The 19,723-nt window shown below is 60.9% G+C and carries 32 protein-coding genes; 2 read left to right on the forward strand and 30 right to left on the reverse strand.

The features are described from left to right. Positions 1-18 precede the first annotated feature (18 nt). The 26 genes from rpsD to rplC all read right to left on the reverse strand — a co-directional run bounded on the left by rpsD (position 19) and on the right by rplC (position 12,496). Positions 19-642: a 30S ribosomal protein S4 gene (rpsD, locus tag HUX88_RS15730; protein WP_117014455.1), complete on the reverse strand. Its 624-nt coding sequence runs from the start codon at positions 640-642 to the stop codon at positions 19-21. Positions 643-865: 223 nt separating this feature from the next. Continuing rightward, the gene (gene rpsK / locus HUX88_RS15735; RefSeq protein ID WP_008444339.1) at positions 866-1,270 is read right to left on the reverse strand and encodes a 30S ribosomal protein S11; all 405 of its coding nucleotides are present in this window, start codon (positions 1,268-1,270) and stop codon (positions 866-868) included. Between the two features lie 14 nt (positions 1,271-1,284). Further along, complete coding sequence (gene rpsM, locus HUX88_RS15740; protein ID WP_019923475.1) at positions 1,285-1,650, reverse strand: 30S ribosomal protein S13; 366 nt, start codon at positions 1,648-1,650, stop codon at positions 1,285-1,287. A gap of 27 nt (positions 1,651-1,677) precedes the next feature. After that, the gene (gene rpmJ / locus HUX88_RS15745) at positions 1,678-1,791 is read right to left on the reverse strand and encodes a 50S ribosomal protein L36 (protein WP_005663407.1); all 114 of its coding nucleotides are present in this window, start codon (positions 1,789-1,791) and stop codon (positions 1,678-1,680) included. A 32-nt stretch (positions 1,792-1,823) separates the two neighbouring features. After that, positions 1,824-2,042 (reverse strand): translation initiation factor IF-1, encoded by a 219-nt coding sequence (infA, locus tag HUX88_RS15750; protein WP_005663428.1) that lies wholly within the window; start codon positions 2,040-2,042, stop codon positions 1,824-1,826. A gap of 21 nt (positions 2,043-2,063) precedes the next feature. After that, positions 2,064-3,398, reverse strand: a complete 1,335-nt coding sequence (gene secY, locus HUX88_RS15755; protein WP_176362392.1) for a preprotein translocase subunit SecY — start codon at positions 3,396-3,398, stop codon at positions 2,064-2,066. Between the two features lie 32 nt (positions 3,399-3,430). Continuing rightward, positions 3,431-3,862 carry a 50S ribosomal protein L15 gene (gene rplO / locus HUX88_RS15760; RefSeq protein ID WP_008444334.1) on the reverse strand — a complete coding sequence of 144 codons (432 nt, stop codon included), beginning with the start codon at positions 3,860-3,862 and terminating at the stop codon, positions 3,431-3,433. Positions 3,863-3,889: 27 nt separating this feature from the next. Beyond that, the gene (gene rpmD / locus HUX88_RS15765; protein WP_090325890.1) at positions 3,890-4,072 is read right to left on the reverse strand and encodes a 50S ribosomal protein L30; all 183 of its coding nucleotides are present in this window, start codon (positions 4,070-4,072) and stop codon (positions 3,890-3,892) included. A gap of 10 nt (positions 4,073-4,082) precedes the next feature. After that, positions 4,083-4,601 carry a 30S ribosomal protein S5 gene (gene rpsE / locus HUX88_RS15770; RefSeq protein WP_008444331.1) on the reverse strand — a complete coding sequence of 173 codons (519 nt, stop codon included), beginning with the start codon at positions 4,599-4,601 and terminating at the stop codon, positions 4,083-4,085. A 9-nt stretch (positions 4,602-4,610) separates the two neighbouring features. After that, the gene (gene rplR / locus HUX88_RS15775; protein ID WP_090325886.1) at positions 4,611-4,973 is read right to left on the reverse strand and encodes a 50S ribosomal protein L18; all 363 of its coding nucleotides are present in this window, start codon (positions 4,971-4,973) and stop codon (positions 4,611-4,613) included. A gap of 13 nt (positions 4,974-4,986) precedes the next feature. After that, positions 4,987-5,520, reverse strand: coding sequence for a 50S ribosomal protein L6 (gene rplF, locus HUX88_RS15780; RefSeq protein ID WP_117014457.1), 534 nt, complete (start codon positions 5,518-5,520; stop codon positions 4,987-4,989). 10 nt (positions 5,521-5,530) lie between these two features. Next, positions 5,531-5,926 (reverse strand): 30S ribosomal protein S8, encoded by a 396-nt coding sequence (gene rpsH / locus HUX88_RS15785; RefSeq protein WP_008444325.1) that lies wholly within the window; start codon positions 5,924-5,926, stop codon positions 5,531-5,533. 14 nt (positions 5,927-5,940) lie between these two features. After that, positions 5,941-6,246, reverse strand: a complete 306-nt coding sequence (gene rpsN / locus HUX88_RS15790) for a 30S ribosomal protein S14 (RefSeq protein WP_008444324.1) — start codon at positions 6,244-6,246, stop codon at positions 5,941-5,943. Between the two features lie 7 nt (positions 6,247-6,253). Continuing rightward, positions 6,254-6,793, reverse strand: a complete 540-nt coding sequence (rplE, locus tag HUX88_RS15795) for a 50S ribosomal protein L5 (RefSeq protein WP_008444321.1) — start codon at positions 6,791-6,793, stop codon at positions 6,254-6,256. Positions 6,794-6,799: 6 nt separating this feature from the next. Further along, the gene (gene rplX, locus HUX88_RS15800; protein WP_008444319.1) at positions 6,800-7,114 is read right to left on the reverse strand and encodes a 50S ribosomal protein L24; all 315 of its coding nucleotides are present in this window, start codon (positions 7,112-7,114) and stop codon (positions 6,800-6,802) included. 9 nt (positions 7,115-7,123) lie between these two features. Continuing rightward, entirely contained in the window at positions 7,124-7,492 is a 369-nt protein-coding gene (gene rplN / locus HUX88_RS15805; protein WP_008444317.1) for a 50S ribosomal protein L14, read from the reverse strand. Positions 7,493-7,756: 264 nt separating this feature from the next. Further along, on the reverse strand, positions 7,757-8,026 hold the full coding sequence (gene rpsQ, locus HUX88_RS15810; protein WP_008444314.1) for a 30S ribosomal protein S17: 270 nt from the start codon (positions 8,024-8,026) through the stop codon (positions 7,757-7,759). Next, on the reverse strand, positions 8,023-8,214 hold the full coding sequence (gene rpmC / locus HUX88_RS15815; RefSeq protein WP_020704377.1) for a 50S ribosomal protein L29: 192 nt from the start codon (positions 8,212-8,214) through the stop codon (positions 8,023-8,025). The genes rpsQ and rpmC overlap by 4 nt, the downstream gene beginning before the upstream one ends. Positions 8,215-8,226: 12 nt before the next feature. Further along, positions 8,227-8,646 (reverse strand): 50S ribosomal protein L16, encoded by a 420-nt coding sequence (gene rplP / locus HUX88_RS15820; protein ID WP_008444302.1) that lies wholly within the window; start codon positions 8,644-8,646, stop codon positions 8,227-8,229. A gap of 2 nt (positions 8,647-8,648) precedes the next feature. Beyond that, positions 8,649-9,452 carry a 30S ribosomal protein S3 gene (gene rpsC / locus HUX88_RS15825; protein WP_008444300.1) on the reverse strand — a complete coding sequence of 268 codons (804 nt, stop codon included), beginning with the start codon at positions 9,450-9,452 and terminating at the stop codon, positions 8,649-8,651. A 10-nt stretch (positions 9,453-9,462) separates the two neighbouring features. Next, positions 9,463-9,795, reverse strand: a complete 333-nt coding sequence (rplV, locus tag HUX88_RS15830; RefSeq protein ID WP_176362469.1) for a 50S ribosomal protein L22 — start codon at positions 9,793-9,795, stop codon at positions 9,463-9,465. Continuing rightward, positions 9,792-10,067, reverse strand: coding sequence for a 30S ribosomal protein S19 (gene rpsS / locus HUX88_RS15835; protein ID WP_008444295.1), 276 nt, complete (start codon positions 10,065-10,067; stop codon positions 9,792-9,794). Before rpsS ends, rplV begins: the two co-directional genes overlap by 4 nt. Before the next feature lie 10 nt (positions 10,068-10,077). Next, positions 10,078-10,905, reverse strand: coding sequence for a 50S ribosomal protein L2 (gene rplB, locus HUX88_RS15840; protein WP_008444293.1), 828 nt, complete (start codon positions 10,903-10,905; stop codon positions 10,078-10,080). Then, positions 10,905-11,219, reverse strand: coding sequence for a 50S ribosomal protein L23 (rplW, locus tag HUX88_RS15845; protein WP_008444291.1), 315 nt, complete (start codon positions 11,217-11,219; stop codon positions 10,905-10,907). The genes rplB and rplW overlap by 1 nt, the downstream gene beginning before the upstream one ends. Next, complete coding sequence (gene rplD / locus HUX88_RS15850) at positions 11,216-11,836, reverse strand: 50S ribosomal protein L4 (protein ID WP_117014458.1); 621 nt, start codon at positions 11,834-11,836, stop codon at positions 11,216-11,218. Before rplD ends, rplW begins: the two co-directional genes overlap by 4 nt. Positions 11,837-11,839: 3 nt before the next feature. Further along, a complete protein-coding gene (rplC, locus tag HUX88_RS15855) occupies positions 11,840-12,496 on the reverse strand; it encodes a 50S ribosomal protein L3 (RefSeq protein WP_020704370.1) in 657 nt (218 codons plus the stop codon). 277 nt (positions 12,497-12,773) lie between these two features. Here rplC and HUX88_RS15860 point away from each other — a divergent pair, with 277 nt between their 5' ends. Then, on the forward strand, positions 12,774-14,591 hold the full coding sequence (locus HUX88_RS15860) for a hypothetical protein (protein WP_176362393.1): 1,818 nt from the start codon (positions 12,774-12,776) through the stop codon (positions 14,589-14,591). A gap of 13 nt (positions 14,592-14,604) precedes the next feature. Here the strand turns inward: HUX88_RS15860 and HUX88_RS15865 are convergent, their stop codons facing one another. From HUX88_RS15865 to HUX88_RS15880, 4 genes are read right to left on the reverse strand one after another with little or no spacing between them, the layout of a single operon-like run. Next, entirely contained in the window at positions 14,605-15,342 is a 738-nt protein-coding gene (locus HUX88_RS15865) for an SDR family oxidoreductase (RefSeq protein ID WP_176362394.1), read from the reverse strand. Next, positions 15,339-16,652, reverse strand: a complete 1,314-nt coding sequence (locus HUX88_RS15870; protein WP_373886802.1) for an FAD-binding protein — start codon at positions 16,650-16,652, stop codon at positions 15,339-15,341. Before HUX88_RS15870 ends, HUX88_RS15865 begins: the two co-directional genes overlap by 4 nt. Then, complete coding sequence (locus tag HUX88_RS15875) at positions 16,649-17,080, reverse strand: GtrA family protein (RefSeq protein ID WP_176362395.1); 432 nt, start codon at positions 17,078-17,080, stop codon at positions 16,649-16,651. Before HUX88_RS15875 ends, HUX88_RS15870 begins: the two co-directional genes overlap by 4 nt. After that, complete coding sequence (locus tag HUX88_RS15880; RefSeq protein WP_176362396.1) at positions 17,080-18,537, reverse strand: UbiA family prenyltransferase; 1,458 nt, start codon at positions 18,535-18,537, stop codon at positions 17,080-17,082. Before HUX88_RS15880 ends, HUX88_RS15875 begins: the two co-directional genes overlap by 1 nt. A 345-nt stretch (positions 18,538-18,882) precedes the next feature. Here HUX88_RS15880 and HUX88_RS15885 point away from each other — a divergent pair, with 345 nt between their 5' ends. After that, positions 18,883-19,716, forward strand: coding sequence for a PEP-CTERM sorting domain-containing protein (locus HUX88_RS15885; RefSeq protein WP_117014465.1), 834 nt, complete (start codon positions 18,883-18,885; stop codon positions 19,714-19,716). Positions 19,717-19,723: the final 7 nt, after the last annotated feature.

A 19,723-nucleotide genomic window follows, 5' to 3' on the forward strand; every position in this document is an offset into this window, starting at 1 on the left:
TGCTACTTAGACTACAGATTAACGCGAGTACAGTTCGACGATCAGCGATTCGTTGACGTCGTTGGCGATCTCGTTGCGCTCTGGCAGGGACTTGAAGGTGCCTTCCATTTTCTTGGCATCGACCGACACCCAAGCTGGCATGCCAACTTGTTCAGCCAGCGACAGCGCTTCCAGGATACGCACTTGCTTCTTCGACTTTTCGCGCACGGCGATGACGTCGCCGACTTTGACGGCGTACGAAGCGATGTTCACGACCTGGCCGTTCACGGTGAAGGCTTTGTGCGATACCAGCTGACGCGCTTCAGCGCGGGTCGAGCCGAAGCCCATGCGGTATGCAACGTTGTCCAGGCGGGTTTCCAGCAGCTTCAGCAGGGTTTCGCCGGTGTTGCCCTTGCGGCGGTCGGCTTCTGCGAAGTAGCGACGGAACTGACGTTCCAGAACGCCGTACATACGCTTGACTTTTTGCTTTTCGCGCAGCTGGTTGCCGTAGTCCGAGGTGCGGGCACCCGACTTGACGCCGTGCTGGCCTGGTTTGACGTCCAGTTTGCACTTGCTGTCCAGCGAGCGGCGTGCGCTCTTCAGGAACAGGTCAGTACCTTCACGGCGGGAGAGTTTTGCTTTAGGTCCGATATAACGTGCCACGATGCTTCCTTTTTTTAAATAATAACGCCCCAGCCATCGTGAAATGGTTAGGCGCTAGTCTGATCCTCAGGGTGGGCCAGACGGTGGCTAAAATGCGAATAACCCGCCGAACTGCGTTCGACAGGCGACAACAGCCGGGCAGTATAACCGTTTCCGGTCTCCTGCTCCAGCGATTTCTGCAAGTCGGAAGGAGGCGAAGCGAACTTCGCCGCCGACCGGACTCTTAGATACGACGACGTTTTGGAGGACGGCAGCCGTTGTGCGGAACTGGGGTAACGTCCTGGATCTCGGTGATCTTGATGCCCAGGTTGTTCAGTGCGCGCACTGCGGATTCACGACCAGGACCAGGGCCCTTGATACGCACTTCCAGGTTCTTCACGCCGCATTCCACTGCGACTTTACCAGCTGCTTCGGCCGCAACCTGCGCTGCGAACGGGGTCGATTTACGCGAACCCTTGAAGCCAGCACCACCGGAGGTCGCCCACGACAGAGCGTTGCCCTGACGGTCGGTGATGGTAATGATGGTGTTGTTGAAGGAAGCGTGAACGTGTGCGATACCTTCTGCAACGTTCTTCTTGACCTTCTTGCGGACGCGCGCTGCTGCTGCGCTGCTTTGTTGCTTAGCCATGTGATTTCCCTAGATTATTTCTTGAGCGATTGAGCGGCTTTGCGCGGGCCCTTGCGGGTACGTGCATTGGTGCGGGTGCGTTGGCCGCGGACCGGCAGGCCCTTACGGTGACGCATACCGCGGTAGCAACCCAGATCCATCAAACGCTTGATGTTCATGGACAGCTCACGACGCAGGTCGCCTTCGACGATGAATTTAGCTACTTCATCGCGCAGTTTTTCCAGTTCGCTGTCGTCCAGATCTTTGACCTTTTTATCGGTCGCAATACCCGTCGCGGCGCAGATGAACTTTGCGCGTGGACGGCCTACACCGTAGATGGCCGTCAGGCCGATAACGGTGTGCTGATGATTTGGGATATTAACCCCTGCAATACGTGCCATTCGTTATTCCTCGATAAATAACGGTTATTAACCTTGACGCTGCTTGTGACGTGGTTCGACGCAGATTACGCGAACAACGCCCTTGCGCTTGATGATCTTGCAGTTGCGGCAGATCCGCTTGACTGAGGCGTTAACTTTCATTTTGCACTCTCTTCTTGGTTCGATTATTTAAGTTACTTGGTCCGGAACACGATACGTGCGCGGCTCAGGTCGTAAGGTGTCAGCTCTACCGTCACCTTGTCGCCAGGAAGAATGCGGATATAGTTCATCCGCATTTTACCCGAAATATGCCCGAGCACCACGTGTCCGTTTTCCAGCTTTACTCGAAATGTTGCATTCGGGAGATTCTCAAGAATCTCGCCCTGCATCTGTATGACGTCGTCTTTTGCCATTCGGTATGTTTGAAACCGCGCTTATCGCGTCGGAATTCCGCCCTTGAAGTTTGCTTTGCGCAGCAGCGATTCATATTGCTGCGACATCACGTAGTTTTGCACTTGCGCCATGAAATCCATGGTAACAACCACAATAATCAACAGAGAAGTGCCGCCGAAATAGAACGGTACTTTCCACTCGGCTTGCATGAATTCCGGCAACAAACACACCAAAGTGATGTAGATGGCGCCAGCCAGTGTCAAACGTGTCAGGATCTTGTCGATGTAACGGGCAGTCTGCTCACCGGGACGGATCCCTGGCACAAAGGCCCCGCTCTTCTTCAAGTTGTCCGCTGTTTCCTTGCTGTTGAAGACCAGCGCTGTATAGAAGAAACAGAAAAACACGATCGCAATGGCGTACAACAGTGCGTGGATGGGCTCGCCTGGCCCCATCGATGCTGCCAAATCTTTCAGGAACCGGACCGCCGGGTTGGCCGTGTCGGCGCCCGTCGTGAACCAGCCCACGATCGTTGCCGGGAACAAGATAATCGACGAAGCGAAGATCGGTGGGATCACGCCGGCCATGTTCAACTTCAATGGCAGGTGCGACGTTTGTCCACCGTAAATCTTGTTACCCACCTGGCGTTTCGCGTAGTTCACCAGAATCTTGCGTTGGCCACGTTCCACAAAGACCACGAAGAACGTCACCGCCACAACCAGGATCATGATGATGATCGCGGACAGGGCGCCGATCGAACCGTTGCTCACCGACGAGGCCAGGCCTCCCAGCGCGCCCGGCAGGCCGGCGGCGATACCCGCGAAGATGATGATCGAGATGCCGTTACCGAGACCGCGCTCGGTAATCTGCTCGCCCAACCACATCACGAACATGGTTCCGGTCAACAGCGTAACGACCGTCACGAAACGGAATGCAAAGCCTGGATCCAGCACCAGACCTGCTTGCGACTCCAGTGCGACTGCGATGCCGAACGCCTGGAACGACGCCAGCACCACCGTGAAATACCGGGTGTACTGGGTGATCTTGCGACGGCCTGCTTCGCCTTCTTTTTTGAGCGCTTCCATCTGCGGCGAGACGATCGACACCAGCTGCATGATGATCGAGGCCGAGATGTAAGGCGTGATACCCAGCGCAAAGACTGTGAAGCGCGCGAGAGCGCCACCACTGAACATGTTCAACATGCCCAGGATGCCACCCTCTTGCGACTTGAACAGCACGGCCAATTGTACCGGATCGATCCCGGGGACCGGGATGTGAGCGCCGATACGATAAACCACCAATGCGCCAAGCAAGAACCAGAGCCGGCCCCAGGGGAAACCAGCTGCTGCACTTTTAGCCAATTGTGGATTAGTCGCCAATTTTCGCTCCGATCAAGCTGTTAGCGGTCAACTCAGGCTACCGAGCCGCCGGCTGCTTCGATGGCGGCTTTCGCGCCAGCGGTCACTTTCAGGCCTTTGAGGTTCACCGCTTTGGTGATCTCGCCGGACAGAATGACGCGCACGTCGCGTGCCAGCACGCTCAGTACGCCAGCTTGCTTCAGCACCAGGATGTCGACGTCGCCAACGGCCAGGTTGTTCAGGTCGGACAGGCGCACTTCAGCTTTGAAGGTGGCGTTGAGCGACTTGAAACCGCGCTTAGGCAGACGGCGTTGCAGAGGCATCTGACCGCCTTCGAAACCGACTTTGTGGAAGCCGCCCGAACGCGATTTTTGACCCTTGTGACCACGGCCCGAGGTTTTACCCAGACCGGAGCCGATACCGCGGCCGACGCGACGCTTGTAGTGCTTGGCGCCATCGGCTGGTTGTATGGTATTCAGTTCCATGATTTCTCCGTGTGTAAGCCCGAGGGCTTACGCAACTACTTTAACGAGGTACGAGACTTTGTTGATCATGCCGCGCACGGATGGGGTGTCTTGCAGCTCGGAGACCGAGTTGACGCGACGCAGGCCCAGACCGCGGACGGTGGCACGGTGATCTTCGCGCGTGCCGATCAAGCCCTTGACCAATTGTACTTTGACGGTTTTAGTTGTCATGTCGTTCACCTTAGCCCAGGATCTCTTCTACCGACTTGCCGCGTTTCGCAGCAATTTCAGCAGGAGTACTCATTTTTGCCAGACCATCCAGCGTGGCGCGCACCAGGTTGTAAGGGTTGCTCGAGCCGGTGGATTTCGCCACGACGTCGGTCACGCCCATTACTTCGAAGATTGCGCGCATTGCGCCGCCAGCGATGACGCCGGTACCTGGTTTCGCAGGCGACATCATCACTTTCGATGCGCCGTGACGGCCGGTAACGGTGTGCTGCAGGGTGCCGTTCTTCAGGGAGACCTTGATCAGGTTGCGACGGGCTTCTTCCATTGCCTTCTGCACACCCACTGGGACTTCCTTCGACTTGCCCTTGCCCATGCCGATGCGGCCATCGCCGTCACCAACCACGGTCAGCGCGGCGAAACCCATGATACGACCACCCTTGACCACTTTGGTCACGCGGTTGATCGCGATCATTTTTTCGCGCATGCCGTCATCCGGCTTGTCGCTTGCCATTTTTGCTTGCATTTTTGCCATGATCGTTCCTTAGAACTTCAGACCGGCTTCGCGCGCGGCTTCTGCCAGCGCCTTCACACGGCCGTGGTAACGGAAACCGGAGCGGTCGAACGCGACTTCGGTAATCCCTGCTTTCAGTGCTTTCTCTGCGACGCGCTTGCCGACGATCGCGGCAGCAGCGGCGTTGCCGCCCTTGCCCGATTTGCCAGCCAGTTCGTTGCGCACTTCGACTTCTGCCGTGGAGGCCGATACCAGTACTTTGGCATCCGGCGAGATCAGGTTCGCGTAGATATGCAGATTGGTGCGGTGTACCGACAGGCGGTTCACCTTCTGTTGCGCGATCTTGATCCGGGTTTGGCGTCCGCGGCGCAGACGTGATTCTTTCTTGTCCATCGTCAGCCCCTAGTTACTTCTTCTTGGTTTCTTTAATCTTAACCACTTCGTCCGAATAACGGACGCCCTTGCCCTTGTAAGGCTCAGGGGAGCGGTAAGCGCGAACTTCAGCAGCCACTTGGCCCACTTGCTGACGGTCGATCCCTTTGATGATGATCTCCGTCGGCGTTGCGGTGGCGCAGGTGACGCCGGCTGGCATGGCGTGCACGACAGGGTGCGAGAAGCCCAGCGACAGATTCAGCTTGTCGCCTTGCGCTTGCGCCTTGTAACCCACACCGACCAGGTTCAGCTTTTTCTCGAAACCCTTGGTCACGCCAACGACCATGTTGTTGACCAGTGCGCGCAGCGTACCGGACATGGCATTGGCTTCGCGGCTGTCATTAGCGGCGACGAAGCTCAGGGTTCCTGCATTGTTTTCCACCGTGACCTGGCCGTTCAGGGCCTGGGTCAGGACGCCCAGAGGGCCCTTGACGGTGATCGCTGCCGCGGAGATGGCGACTTCGGCGCCAGCTGGCACAGCGATTGGCATTTTAGCTACACGAGACATGTCTAACTCCTTATGCGACGTAGCAAATAACTTCGCCGCCGACACCGGTAGCGCGTGCTTTGCGGTCAGTCATGACGCCTTGCGGAGTCGACACGATCGCCACACCCAAGCCATTCATCACAGTAGGGATCTCGTCTTTGCCCTTGTAGACGCGCAGGCCCGGACGGGACACGCGCTCAAGGCGCTCAATGACGGGACGGCCAACATAATACTTCAAACCGATTTTCAGTTCCGCTTTGCCACCAGCTTCGGCTACGGCGAAATCTTCAATGTAACCCTCGTCCTTGAGGACGTTGGCAATCGCAATTTTAACTTTCGACGATGGCATGGCCACGGTCGTCTTTTGCACGCCCTGGGCGTTACGAATGCGGGTCAGCATATCGGCGATAGGATCGCTCATACTCATTGCATATTCTCCTATTACCAGCTTGCTTTAGTCATACCCGGGATCTCACCACGCATGGCGAATTCACGGAGCTTGATACGGCCCAGACCGAATTTACGGAAGGTGCCGCGTGGACGACCGGTGACGGCGCAGCGGTTACGCTGGCGGGTCGGTGCCGAGTTACGTGGCAGCGCTTGCAGCTTCAGGCGCGCTTCGTAACGTTCTTCTTCCGACTTCGACTGGTCGTCGATGATGGCCTTCAGCGAAGCGCGCTTGGCGGCAAATTTGTTTGCCAGGTCGACGCGTTTCTGCTCACGGTTAATCAGTGCGAGTTTTGCCATGATCTTCTTAGTTCCTGAACGGGAATTTAAAGGCGGCGAGCAGAGCTTTCGCTTCGTCGTCGGTCTTGGCGGTGGTGGTGATCGAAATGTTCATACCACGCAGCGCATCGATCTTGTCGTACTCGATTTCCGGGAAGATGATCTGCTCTTTCACGCCGATGTTGTAGTTACCACGGCCATCGAACGAGCGGCCATTGACGCCACGGAAATCGCGCACGCGCGGCAGGGCCACGGTGATGAAGCGATCCAGGAACTCGTACATGCGAGCGCCGCGCAGGGTCACCATGGTACCGATCGGGTAGCCTTCACGGATTTTGAAACCCGCGATTGCTTTGCGCGACTTGGTGGTCACTGGCTTCTGGCCAGCGATCTTGGTCAGGTCGCCCACAGCGTGTTCGAGGACTTTCTTGTCCGCGATAGCCTCACCAACACCCATGTTCAGGGTGATCTTGGTCAGACGTGGAACTTCCATCACCGACTTGTAACCGAATTTCGCGGTCAGGTCGGCGACGACTTTTTCTTTATAGAATTCTTGGAGACGTGCCATGATTTCTTAAGCCTTCACTACTTCGCCGGACGATTTGAAGACGCGGACTTTTTTGCCATCCACTTCTTTGAAACCGACACGGTCTGCCTTGCCAGTCGCCGCATTGAACAATGCAACGTTGGACACGTGAATCGGCATAGTCTTATCGACGATACCACCTTGTACGCCAGTCATTGGGTTAGGCTTGGTCGCTTTTTTAGCGACGTTGACGCCTTCAACCACGACATGCTCAGCATCGATACGCTGCTGAACGACGCCACGCTTGCCCTTGTCTTTCCCGGTCAGAACGATGACTTCGTCGTTTTTACGAATCTTATCCATTACGACTCCTTACAGGACTTCCGGTGCCAGGGACACGATCTTCATGAACTTTTCAGTGCGCAGCTCGCGCGTCACTGGTCCAAAAATACGGGTACCGATCGGTTCCAGCTTGGCGTTCAACAGAACGGCGGCATTGCCGTCGAACTTCACCAGGGAACCGTCTTGGCGGCGAACACCTTTAGCGGTGCGCACTACCACGGCGTTATAAATTTCACCTTTTTTGACACGACCACGTGGCGCGGCAACCTTAACGGTTACCTTGATCACGTCGCCGATGCCAGCATAACGGCGCTTGGAGCCGCCCAATACCTTGATGCACATGACTTCTTTGGCACCGGTATTGTCAGCCACTTCGAGCCGGCTTTCAGTTTGAATCATAGTATTCTCTTTCCCAACTTAAGCCGAAGAATCCACACAATGCGGACCCGCGGTCAGTCTTGGTCCCGCCAGAACGCTCAAGCAGAGCGCACTGTTTGGGTGCTTGACCTTCGTACTGCTACTGACCGCACGGTTCTGCGTCTGTGGCCAGACACTTTGCGGCGTTACATGAACGAAGCCCGCAAGTATTACATACAACTCGCGGGCTTGCAAGAACTAATTGAAAATCGCCCCCGGCCCGAAGACCGGAGGCGACGACTTCAATTAAACGATTTGCGCGGCTTGCACCACGCGCGTCACGGTCCATGCCTTCGTTTTGGAGATCGGACGACCTTCCACGATTTCCACCGTGTCACCGGCTTTCACCTGGTTGGTCTCGTCGTGCGCGTGATACTTGTTCGAGCGGACGATGATCTTGCCGTACAAAGGATGCTTGACGTGACGTTCGATCAGAACGGTAACGGTCTTGTCCATCTTGTCGGACACCACTTTACCGATCAGGGTGCGCTTGAGCGACTTTACTGGTTCGGTCATTTGGCTTCCTTCGTGTTCATTACCGTTTTTACACGTGCGATATCGCGACGTACCTTCTTGAGCTGCGAAGTGTTGCTCAGCTGCTGCGTAGCGGTTTGCATACGCAGGCCGAACTGCGCCTTCAACAGGTCATTCAGCTCTTTTTGCAGAGCTGCCTGGTCTTTGCCGCGGAGTTCAGATGCTTTCATATTTCACTCCTGTTATTGACCAACTTGACGGACCACGAAGGTGGTCGCCAGTGGCAGTTTGGCAGCGGCCAGGCGGAATGCTTCGCGCGCCAGTTCTTCTGCGACGCCATCCATTTCGTACAGGACTTTGCCTGGACGGATTTCAGCGACGTAGTACTCCGGATTACCTTTACCGTTACCCATACGGACTTCGGCAGGCTTGTTCGAGATCGGTTTGTCCGGGAACACGCGGATCCAGATACGGCCGCCACGTTTGATGTGACGGGTCATGGCGCGACGTGCTGCCTCGATCTGGCGTGCCGTGATACGACCACGGGCAACGGCCTTCAGACCGAACTCGCCGAACGACACCGAAGTGCCGGCGGTGTGCGAAATGCCGGTGTTACGGCCTTTCTGCTCTTTACGATACTTTCTGCGTGCTGGTTGCAGCATGATTATTCTCCTGCTTTCTCGGCCGGCTTGGCGGCAGTGCGTACACGAGCGCCTGGAGCGGCTGGCTTGGCGCCGGCGCCGGCTGGGCGCGGACGGCCAGCTGGTTTGCCGTCGTCACGACGTGGGCCACGTGGCTTCTTCTCGTCCGGTGGGGTATCGATGACTGGTGCGTCGCCGTTCGGCGCGCGGTCACCCTTGTAGACCCACACCTTGACACCGATGATGCCGTAGGTGGTCGAAGCTTCGCTGGTGCCGTAGTCGATATCGGCGCGCAGGGTGTGCAGTGGCACACGGCCTTCGCGATACCACTCTTTACGAGCGATTTCGATACCGTTCAGACGACCCGACGACATGATCTTGATGCCCAGGGCACCCAGACGCATGGCGTTTTGCATCGCACGCTTCATCGCGCGGCGGAACATGATGCGCTTTTCCAGCTGCTGGGCGATCGAATCGGCGATCAGCTGCGAGTCGATTTCCGGCTTGCGGATTTCTTCGATGTTCACGTGGACAGGTACGCCCATGATCTTGGTCAGCGCCGACTTCAGTACTTCGATGTCTTCGCCTTTTTTACCAATGACCACGCCCGGACGCGAGCTGTAGATCGTGAAGCGCGCGTTCTTGGCAGGACGCTCGATGACGATGCGGCCGACCGAAGCGTTCTTCAGCTTGGTCTTCAGGTAGGCGCGCGCCTTCAGATCTTCGTTCAGCATCGAAGCGAAGTTGCTGTTGCCAGCGTACCAACGCGATGCCCAGTTACGGGTAACCGACAGGCGGAAGCCGGTTGGGTGAATTTTTTGACCCATTTTTAGCTCCTTAGTTGCCGACGGTCACGTAGATGTGACACGATTGTTTCGAGATACGATCGCCCCGGCCCTTAGCGCGTGCGGTGAAGCGCTTGAGGATCGGGCCCTTTTCGACGTAGATCGTTTTCACGAACAATTCGTCGATGTCGGCGCCATCATTGTGCTCGGCGTTGGCGATAGCCGACTCCAGCACTTTCTTGATGATGGTCGCGCCCTTTTTAGGGCTGAATTGCAGAATGTTGAGTGCAGCGTCAACTTTCTTGCCGCGGATCTGGTCGGCCACGAGGCGACCTTTTTGATCCGACAAGCGCACACCCTTGAGGATAGCTTTGGTTTCCATTATTTCTTCGCCTTCTTGTCAGCGGCATGGCCCTTGAACGTGCGGGTCAGCGCGAATTCACCGAGCTTGTGACCAACCATGTTCTCGGAAACGTACACTGGCACGTGCAGCTTGCCATTGTGGACGGCGATCGTCAGGCCGATGAAGTCAGGCATGATGGTCGAACGACGGGACCAGGTTTTGATTGGCTTCTTGTCTTTGGCAGCTTGCGCGGCTTCGACTTTTTTCACCAGGTGGGCGTCACAGAACGGCCCTTTTTTCAATGAACGAGTCATGTGCTACCCCTTATTTCTTGCCGCGGCGCGAGACGATCATGGAAGAAGTACGCTTGTTGCTGCGGGTCTTCTTACCCTTAGTCTGTTGGCCCCAAGGCGACACTGGATGACGACCAGCTGCAGTTTTACCTTCACCACCACCGTGCGGGTGATCGACCGGGTTCATGACCACACCGCGAACGGTAGGACGAACACCGCGCCAGCGCATCGCACCGGCCTTACCGATTTTACGCAGGCTGTGTTCGGCATTGCCGACTTCACCCACGGTTGCACGGCACTCGATGTGCACGCGACGCACTTCGCCCGAGCGCAGACGCACTTGAGCGTAGGTGCCTTCGCGGGCCATCAGGACCACGCCGGCGCCGGCGGTACGGGCCATCTGGGCACCCTTACCTGGCAGCATTTCGACGCAGTGCATGACGGTACCGACCGGAATGTTGCGGATCGGCAGGCAGTTGCCCGACTTGATCGGCGCTTCCGAACCGTTCATCACGGTGTCGCCAACGCTCATGCCTTTGGTGGCGATGATGTACTGGCGTTCGCCGTCGGCGTAGCACAGCAGGGCGATATTCGCGGTGCGGTTTGGATCGTATTCGATACGTTCCACTTTCGCTGGAATGCCATCCTTCTGACGCTTGAAGTCGATCAGGCGATAGTGCTGCTTGTGACCACCGCCGATGTGGCGGGTGGTGATGTGGCCGTTGTTGTTACGGCCAGCAGTTTTCGATTTTTTCTCAACCAGGGCTGCGAACGGACGACCTTTGTACAGGTCCGGGTTCACAACTTTCACCATGCCGCGACGGCCTGGGGAGGTTGGCTTCATCTTAACGAGTGCCATTATTTAGCCTCCTCGGAGAAATTGATTTCCTGGCCAGGTTTCAGGCACACGAAAGCACGCTTGGTATGGTTGCGGCGGCCGGTGTGGGCACCGGAACGCTTCTGCTTACCTTCGCGGTTAACGGTCTGCACCGATTCCACTTCCACTTTGAACAGCAGTTCAACAGCGGCTTTGATTTCTGGCTTGGTCGCGTCGGTGGTTACACGGAACACGATCTGTTCGTTCTTTTCCGCGACCATGGTGGCCTTCTCGGAAATGACCGGAGCCAGCAGCACCTTCATCAGGCGCTCTTCGCTAAATTTCAATGCGCTCATGCCAGCATCTCCTCAATCTTGGCCAGTGCAGCTTTCGTGACCAGGATCTTCTTGTAGAACACCAGGGACATTGGATCTGCGTGACGCGGTTCAACAACCAGTACGTTAGGCAGGTTACGCGATGCCAGTTCCAGGTTTTCGTTGGCGACGTCGGTGATGATCAGAACCGAGTCAAAGCCCATGCCGGTCAGCTTTTGCGACAGCAGCTTGGTCTTTGGCGCTTCGATCGTCAGGTCTTCGATAACCGTCAGACGGTCTTCGCGGGCCAGCTGGGACAGGATCGAGCAGATACCTGCGCGATACATCTTCTTGTTCACTTTGTGGGTGAAGTTCTCGTCAGGCGAGTTCGGGAAGATGCGACCACCGCCGCGCCACAGTGGCGACGACGACATACCAGCACGAGCGCGGCCGGTGCCTTTTTGGCGCCATGGCTTCTTGGTCGTGTGGTGGACTTCTTCACGGTCTTTTTGTTTACGGTTGCCGCTGCGAGCATTGGCTTGGTAAGCAACGACGACTTGGTGGATCAGGGCTTCGTTGTAGTCACGGCCGAAAATGGTATCGGCGGCGGCGACGTTAGAGGCGGCTTGACCTTGAGCGTTCAAGAGCTTGAGTTCCATCGTTTAAGCTCCCTTCTTTGCTTTAACTTTGACAGCAGGCGACACCACAACCTGGCCGTTTTTCGCGCCTGGGATCGCGCCTTTGACCAGCAGCAGCTGACGGTCGGCATCGATACGGGCGATTTCGAGGTTCTGCACAGTGCGGGTGACGTCACCGAGGTGACCGGTCATGCGCTTACCTGGGAACACGCGGCCTGGATCTTGCGCCATACCGATGGAACCTGGAACATTGTGCGAACGGGAGTTACCGTGGGTGGCACGGCCCGAAGCAAAGTGGTGACGCTTGATGGTACCGGCGTAGCCTTTACCGATCGTGACGCCTTGAACGTCGATCTTCTGACCGACTTCGAACAGGGAAGCGGCAACAACGTCGCCAGCTTTCAGTTCAGCAGCTTTGGCTGCGTCAACGCGGAACTCTTTCAGCAGAGTACCAGCTTCGACACCGGCTTTAGCGTGGTGACCAGCAACAGCCTTCGTTACGCGGGAAGCGCGACGTTGACCGAATGCGACCTGAACCGCGGTGTAACCATCGGTTTCAGGAGTTTTGATTTGCGCAACACGGTTGTTCGATACGTCCAACACGGTGACTGGGATCGAATCCCCGTCATCGGTGAAGATGCGCATCATACCAACCTTGCGACCGAGAAGGCCAAGGCTCATTTTTTCTCCAATTCCCACCTACGATTGGGCGGGGATATGTTGAACTACTAAAATTAGTACGGACCAATAAAAAGGCGAATCCATACCGAAGCCGGCTAGTGTAGCGCGAAAAGACCCTTGACGCAACAACTTAATACGAGGTATGTCGCCTGGCGCGCGGCGGGTTGGCGCGGCGGCGAGCGGGCGATCTGGAGAAATACCGCCTATTGCTGTATCATCAATTACTTTTAGTGCATCAGTGTCGTTTTTGCATGCGCGCCCCCACCTCTATCCGACAATGCAGAAACACTCCTCCCCCTGGCCCGTCCTGTTGATCTACCTGGTGTGCGCGCTGGCGACCCTGACCCTGTGGCGCCAGGCGCAGGTCAACATTCCCACCGGCGACGAACCCCACTACATGGTCATGGCCAACGGCCTGGCCCGGCATGGCGCGCTGGAGCAGACCATTCCGTACCAGGACGCCAAACAGCCCGGCCAGCCCGAGCGCTTCGGCCTGCCGCCCACCGACGACCACTCCATCGCCGGCCCGCACGGACGCTTCAACCTCCACAACCTCGGCCTGCCCCTGCTGCTGGCGTTGCCGTTCACGCTGGGCGGCATCCTCGGCGCCAAGCTGTTCATGATCCTCTGCGGCGCCGGCGTGGTGCTGTGCGCCTGGAAGATCTCAGGGCTGTTTTCCGGCGAGGCCGGGGCGCGCCGCCTGGCCGTGCTGGCCAGCTGCGTCGCCGCCCCGCTGGTGCCCGCCGCCAGCCAGGTCTACCCCGACATCCTGGGCGGGCTGCTCGCCCTGACCGGCCTGTACTGGTTCCTCACCACGCAACAGCGGCGCAGCGCCGCCGCCGAACTGGCGCTGGCCGTGGCGGTGGTCTACCTGCCCTGGCTGCAGATCAAGTTCGGCCCGGCCTGCGCCCTGCTGGTGCTGGGCGTGGCCGCCAAGATCCACCGCGAATCGGGCGACCGGCGCCGCGTGGCCCGGCTGCTGGCGGTGGCCGCCGCCTCCTGCGTGGCCCTGGCCGCCTACAACCTGTACGCCTTCGGCAAGATGTCCGGACCGTACCAGGACAACGCGGTGGAAGTGAGCAGGACCAGCCTGATGGTCTTGATGGGCCTGCACTTCGACCAGAACCAAGGTTTCCTGTTGCAAAACCCGATCAATCTGCTGGGCTTGCTGGGCGTGGGCTGGCTGTACCGCGCCAACCGCCCGTTCCTGCTGCTGTGGGCGGCCGTCTTCGCGACGCTGATCGGGCCCAATTCGCTGCATCCCGCCTGGTACGGCGGCTGGAGTTTCACCGGGCGCTTCGGCTGGCCCGCAGCCGTGGTGTTCACGGTGCCCACGCTGTACGCGTTGCTGGAGCTGTCCCGCCGCCGCCACGCGCTGTTCCTGGCGCTGGCCTGGCTGTCGGTGGCGCTGCAGGCGTATTTCTTCTTCTGCTACGCGGTCGACAAGGTGGACATGTTCAACCACGCGTGGGAGACGCCCCTGGCCAGCTACTCGATGTACTACGGCCGCCTCCACGCCTGGCTGCCGGCGCTGTACAACGGCGACTGGGCCTTCGGTTACCGGCCCAACTACGCGTGGCTGGCGATGGTGCTGCTGCTGCTGGCCGCGGGCTTTGCGCGCGGCGCGCGCTGGCGTTGGATCGGCGCGGCCGCGCTGGGCGCCGGCGTCATCGTGGCGGCCGGCATGGCGCCGGGTCAGCGGGCCAGCGCGATTGTGCTGACGGCGGCCAGCCTGCCGGGACAGACCGGGCACGTGGACGGCGCCGCGCGCACGGCGCAGCCCGGCGCGGAATTGCCGGGCATGCTTAATTTCGGCCCCTACCTGCCGCTGCCCAGCGGCACCTACCGCGTCACGCTGCGCTACCGCAGCGCCGCGCCCGCGAACGAACTGGTCTCCCTGTTCGATGTCTACGACACGGCGGCGGGCCGGTCGCTGCTGGTGCGCGGCCTGAACGGAACCGAAGACGCGGTGCAGGAGGTGACGCTGCCGTTCGCGCTGGCTCCATGGCAGGGCGGCGAGCGGCTGGAATTCCGCAACAACTGGGCCGGCAAGCGGCCATTCACCCTGTACGAAATCCGCATCACGCCGGGCTGAGCCCGGGGGGACGCTACAGCTTGAGCTTCTTGAACACGCGCTCCGGCACCAGCTTAATCAGCGTCATGATGCCCCACCAGAACCACGGGGTGTAGATCACGTCCCGCCCGCGCTCGACCGCGGCCACGATGGCCGCGGCCACCGCGTCCGGCGTCGCCCACAGCGGCCCCTTCTTGAACGAGGCCGTCATCGGCGTGTCGACAAAGCCCGGCTTGACGGTCAGCACCCGCACGCCGGCCGGATGCAGGCGGTTGCGCAAGCCCTGCAGGAAGATCGCCAGCGCGCCCTTGGCGGTGCCGTACACATAGTTGGACTGGCGGCCGCGGTCGCCGGCCACCGAGCCGATCACGGCCAGGGTGCCGTGGCGCTGGGCCTCGAAGCGGTTGGCCAGCAAGGTCAGCAGCGACATCACGCTGATCGCGTTGGTGTTCAGCTCGCGCAACGCGGCGGCGAAATCCTGTTCGCACAGCTTCTGGTCGCCCAGCGTGCCGTGCGCGATCAGCACCGTGTCCAGGCCGTCGAGCGCGGCGGCGGCGGCGTCGATGGCGGCCGCGTGCAGCGCGAACTCATTCACATCAAGCAGGCCATGGCGTGCCACGGGGGCGCCGCGCACCGCCAGGTCGGCGGCCAGCGCGGACAGGCGTTCCTCGTCGCGGCCCAGCAGATACAGCGCGTGACCCTGGGCGGCCCACTGACGGGCGGCGGCCTGGGCGATCGCCGAGCTGGCGCCGATAATCAAGATTTTTTTCATAAGAGTCCTAGACGGCGGGATTGGGTGGAGGCGAAATGCCCGTGCGCGTGCCATTGCGCGCGCACCTGCTCGAACTCCTGCCAGCGCGGATAGCCGCGGCGGAAGGTCTCGGCGCTCATGCGGGCATCCTTGGCCAGGTACAGGCGGCCGCCGTGCTCGAGCACGATGCGGTCGAGGTGGTCGAGCAGCGCGAACACGGCCGGCTCGACCTTGAAATCCAGCGCCAGCGTATAACCTTCGATGGGGAACGACAAATGGTGGGCGTTGGCCGGCCCGAAGGCCTTGAGCACGGCCAGGAAGGAGCCTCGGCCGGAGTCGGCGATGGCGGCCAGCACGGCGCGCATGCCGGCGGCGCCGGCCTGGCGCGGCAGGGCGAACTGGTATTGCAGGAAGCCGGCCTTGCCGTACAGGCGGTTCCAGCCGGACAGCGCGTCCAGCGGATAAAAGAACGGCGTGTACGGAATGCGGCGCGTGCTGCGCCGGCGCAGCACGCGGTGGTAGTACAGCGTGTTGAAGGCCTGCACGCTGGCGCGGTTCAGCAGGCCGGCCGGCAGGTCGAACGGCACCGGCAGCGCGCCCTTCTCCGGCGCCACCAGCTCGCCGGCGGGCGCGTGCTCGCCGAGCATCAGCAGCGAGCGCCCCAGGCTGGCGCCGCGCGCCAGGCAATCGATCCACGCCACCGAGTAGGTGCTGGCGCCGTGCTGCTCGAAGGCGGCCAGCGCGCTGTCCAGGTTGGGCGCCTTGATGGTGGTTTCGATCACGTCGCTGGACGGCACGCGCTTGAGCTGCACGGTGGCCGCCAGGATCACGCCGGTCAGGCCCATGCCGCCGCAGGTGGCGTGGAACAGCCCGGGATGCGCGGCGGGCGAGATGGTCACCCGCTCGCCATTGCCCAGCAACAGATCGAGCTCACGCACATGAGTGCCAAAGGTGCCGTCCACGTGGTGGTTCTTGCCGTGCACGTCGCTGGCGATGGCGCCGCCGACCGTGACGTAGCGCGTGCCCGGCGTGACCGGCAGGAACCAGCCGCGCGGCACGAAGGTGCGCAGCATGGTGTCCAGCGTGACGCCGGCGGCGCAGCGCACCAGCCCGGTCTCGGGGTCGAAGGAGATGAACTGGTCGAGCTGCCCCATCGCCATCACCTGCGGCGCCAGCGCGCTGTCGCCGTAGGCCCGGCCCAGGCCGCGCGCGATCAGCGTTCCGTCCTCCCCCGCTTCGCGCAGGCGCTGTGCACACTGGCCGGCCGACAACGGCAGCAGCAGGCGGGCCTCCTGCCTCGGGTAGCGGCCCCAGCCCTCCAGCGTGGTCACGCCGCCTCCGCCAGCGGCGCGGCCGGCGCGACAAACACATAGCGCTTGTCCAGCTGGTATTTGATCAGGTTGCCGATGGTCAGGCCCAGCGCGCCGCCGACGTAGCGCATGGCGTCGGTGCCGTACAGATGGGAAAAGGCGAACTCGACGCCCCAGAACACCGCCGTGGTGAACACGCCCATCACGCTGTAGAGCACGAACAGCTTGCCGTCGTGCGCCAGGCCGTCCGACTCGAAGCCGAAGATGTGGCGCTTCTCCAGCAGGTATTTGACCGGCAGGCCGGCGCCGGTGCCGACCAGGATGGACAGCGGCACGGCGTACGGGCCGTGCCAGGCCCAGATCACCACCGCCTGGCAGCCGATGTTGACCGCCGTGGCGATCAGGGCGAACACCGCGTACAGCGCGGCAAGGCGGGCGCCGCCGCGCATCACAGCGCCCTCGCCAGCACGAACACGCCGGCCAGCAGCGCGCCGACCAGCCAGCTGACGCGGTCCTTGAGCGCGAACACGATGGGGTCGTCGTGCATCTGGCCGCGGTGGGCGATCAGCCAGGCGCGCGAGATCCAGTACAGCATCAGCGGGCAGGCCAGCCAGATCAGCGTCGGGTGCGCGTACAGCCGCGCCGTGCGCGCGTCCTGGATGTAGAACGCCAGCACCAGCACGGCGATGTAGCCGGCGTTGCTGCCCAGGCTGGAGACCAGCTCCAGGTCTTGCTGCACATAGCCGCGTCCGCGCAGCGGCTTGCTCTGGCCGGCCTGGCGGGCCGCGTGCAGCTCGCTGTAGCGCTTGATGAAGGCCAGGCTGAGGAAGACGAACATCGAGAACGACAGCAGCCAGAACGACAGCTCCACCGAGACCGCGAAGGCGCCGGCGACGATGCGCAGCGTGTATAGCGCGGCGAGCGAGAGCACGTCCACCACCGGGACCTGCTTGAGCCGGAACGAGTAGCCCAGCGTCAGCGCAAAATACACGGCCAGCGCGCCGATGAAGCGCGGCGGCAGCGCCAACGCGGCCAGCCCGGCCCCGGCCGCCAGCAGCAGCGGCCAGGCCAGCCAGCCCGCCGCCAGGCTCAGCTGGCCGGACGCGAACGGACGGCGGCGCTTGCGCGCGTGGTGGCGGTCGTCGCCGACGTCGACCAGGTCGTTGAGCAGGTAGACGCTGGACGCGGTCAGGCTGAACACCACCAGCCCCAGCAGCGCGTGCATGACGCTCAGCGCGTCGCCGTACTGGTGGGCCGCCAGCAGCGGCATCAGCACCAGCAGGTTCTTCAGCCACTGGTGGGGCCGCATGGCGCGCAGCAGGCCGGCCAGCGGCGACAGCCGGCCGTCGCCCATCACGCGGCCGAGGTTGCCATGCTGGCGGGCCGCCTCGATCAGCCGCGGCGAGCGGCTGACCACGTGGGCCCTGGCGGCGCCGCGCCAGATGGCCACGTCCGGCCAGTCGTTGCCGACGTATTCATAGCCGCGCTCGCCATAGCGGGCGACCAGCGCGTCGCGCTTGGCGTGCGACTTCAGGTTGGTGGCCGCGTCCGAGCCCAGCACCTCGTCGAACAGCCCCAGGTGGCCGGCCACGCCGTCGGCCAGCGTCTGGTGGCTGGCGGTGGCCAGCACCAGGCGGCGTCCGCGCTGCTTTTCCGCGCGCAGCCAGACCAGCAGTTCCTCGTTATACGGCAGCGACGCCACCTCCACCCGGGTGTCCTGCGCCAGGCGGGCCTTGAGCGTGGAGCGTCCGGCGGCCAGCCAGCCGAGCAGGCTGCCGGCACGCCACGGCTGTTCGATCAGAAAGCTGCTGGCGGTCTCGACCAGCAAGTCGGTCTTGATCAGTGTGCCGTCGAGGTCGACGACCAGGGGCAGGTCGTCGGCGCCGGACACATCGGGCGGGGGCATGGGGCGGCTCAGGGACATAAAGGGAGGGGGCGAAGCTTTAAAAATCCGGCAACCATAGCATTTTTGCAGCTAAATAACAACCAGCACTCCACTCCCCATGGAAACCGGGCGGAGCGTCAATGTTCCGGCACGTGGATGCTGGCCTTGATGTGCTTGAGGTGGCCGACGATGGTGAAGATCATCACCACCGGTCGGCCGGGACCGCGTCCAGGTTGCCGCCGGATACTGTTGCATTTTGTTGCATTTTGTTTAATTGAATCCTACAATGCCCTGCACTTATTCAAACAGCAACACTTTCTTTCGATGTGAAGGTCGGAGCCCATCAATGAATCCCAGGAGATATCCATGAAACAAACACCGCAATTTTGGCCCGCCGCGTGCAGCATGGCGTTGGCACTACTCTGCGCGGACGCCTCGGCCGGTGTCGATGTCACCGCATCGCTCGCCAATTTTCAGATTGGTGTGCTGGATCTGACCCCCGACGACGGACAGGCCGCAGGCTACAGAGAATGGAGCGGCGGCGCGGGCGTCTCCGCCACCATTTTCCGGGAGGCCGTCGTCTGGCATGGCAACGGGTCGAACTACACCGAACAATATCCGGCGGCGGGCGCCACCAGCAGTCTTGATGGCGGCATGTCGTCGGCGTATTTCAACGGCGGGCAGATGGGCGGATTTAAGATGGAGGCCCATATGAGCAACCAGTTCATCAGTCCGGTCGTGCACGCCTCGAACATCGATGGCCAAGGCACGGGCTCGGTGTCGCTGGAGGTTCAGCCTCACACGGCGATTACCGTCACCGGCCTGCTGTCCATGCGGGGAAGGCTGACCGACGTCGGGCCACTTGGGCCGGATGACACCCTGACCCCCTACGCCTCGTTCCAGTTCAGGGGTGACTATGTCTCCGCCCCCTGGTCCGCAATTGATGATCGGCTAGAGCTGAGCTTCGCGTCGGACCCGACATCGGCCGACCTGTCCAAGCAACTCAACTACAGTTTCGCGAACAATTCTGACAAGCGCACGACGCTGTTTCTGAGCTATTCGCTCCGTACCGGCATTTCTGCCGACACGCCTGCCGTCACGCCTCCGGTTCCCGAGCCCAGCAGCTACCTGATGCTGGGAGCGGGCATGCTGATGCTGGGCGCCGTCGCCCGGCGCCGCCGCCAGATCCGGGGTCGCTGACGCGTTG

It is taken from the genome of Duganella sp. BJB1802 (assembly GCF_013369445.1).
Classification (GTDB): Bacteria; Pseudomonadota; Gammaproteobacteria; order Burkholderiales; family Burkholderiaceae_D; genus Rugamonas; species Rugamonas vulcania_A.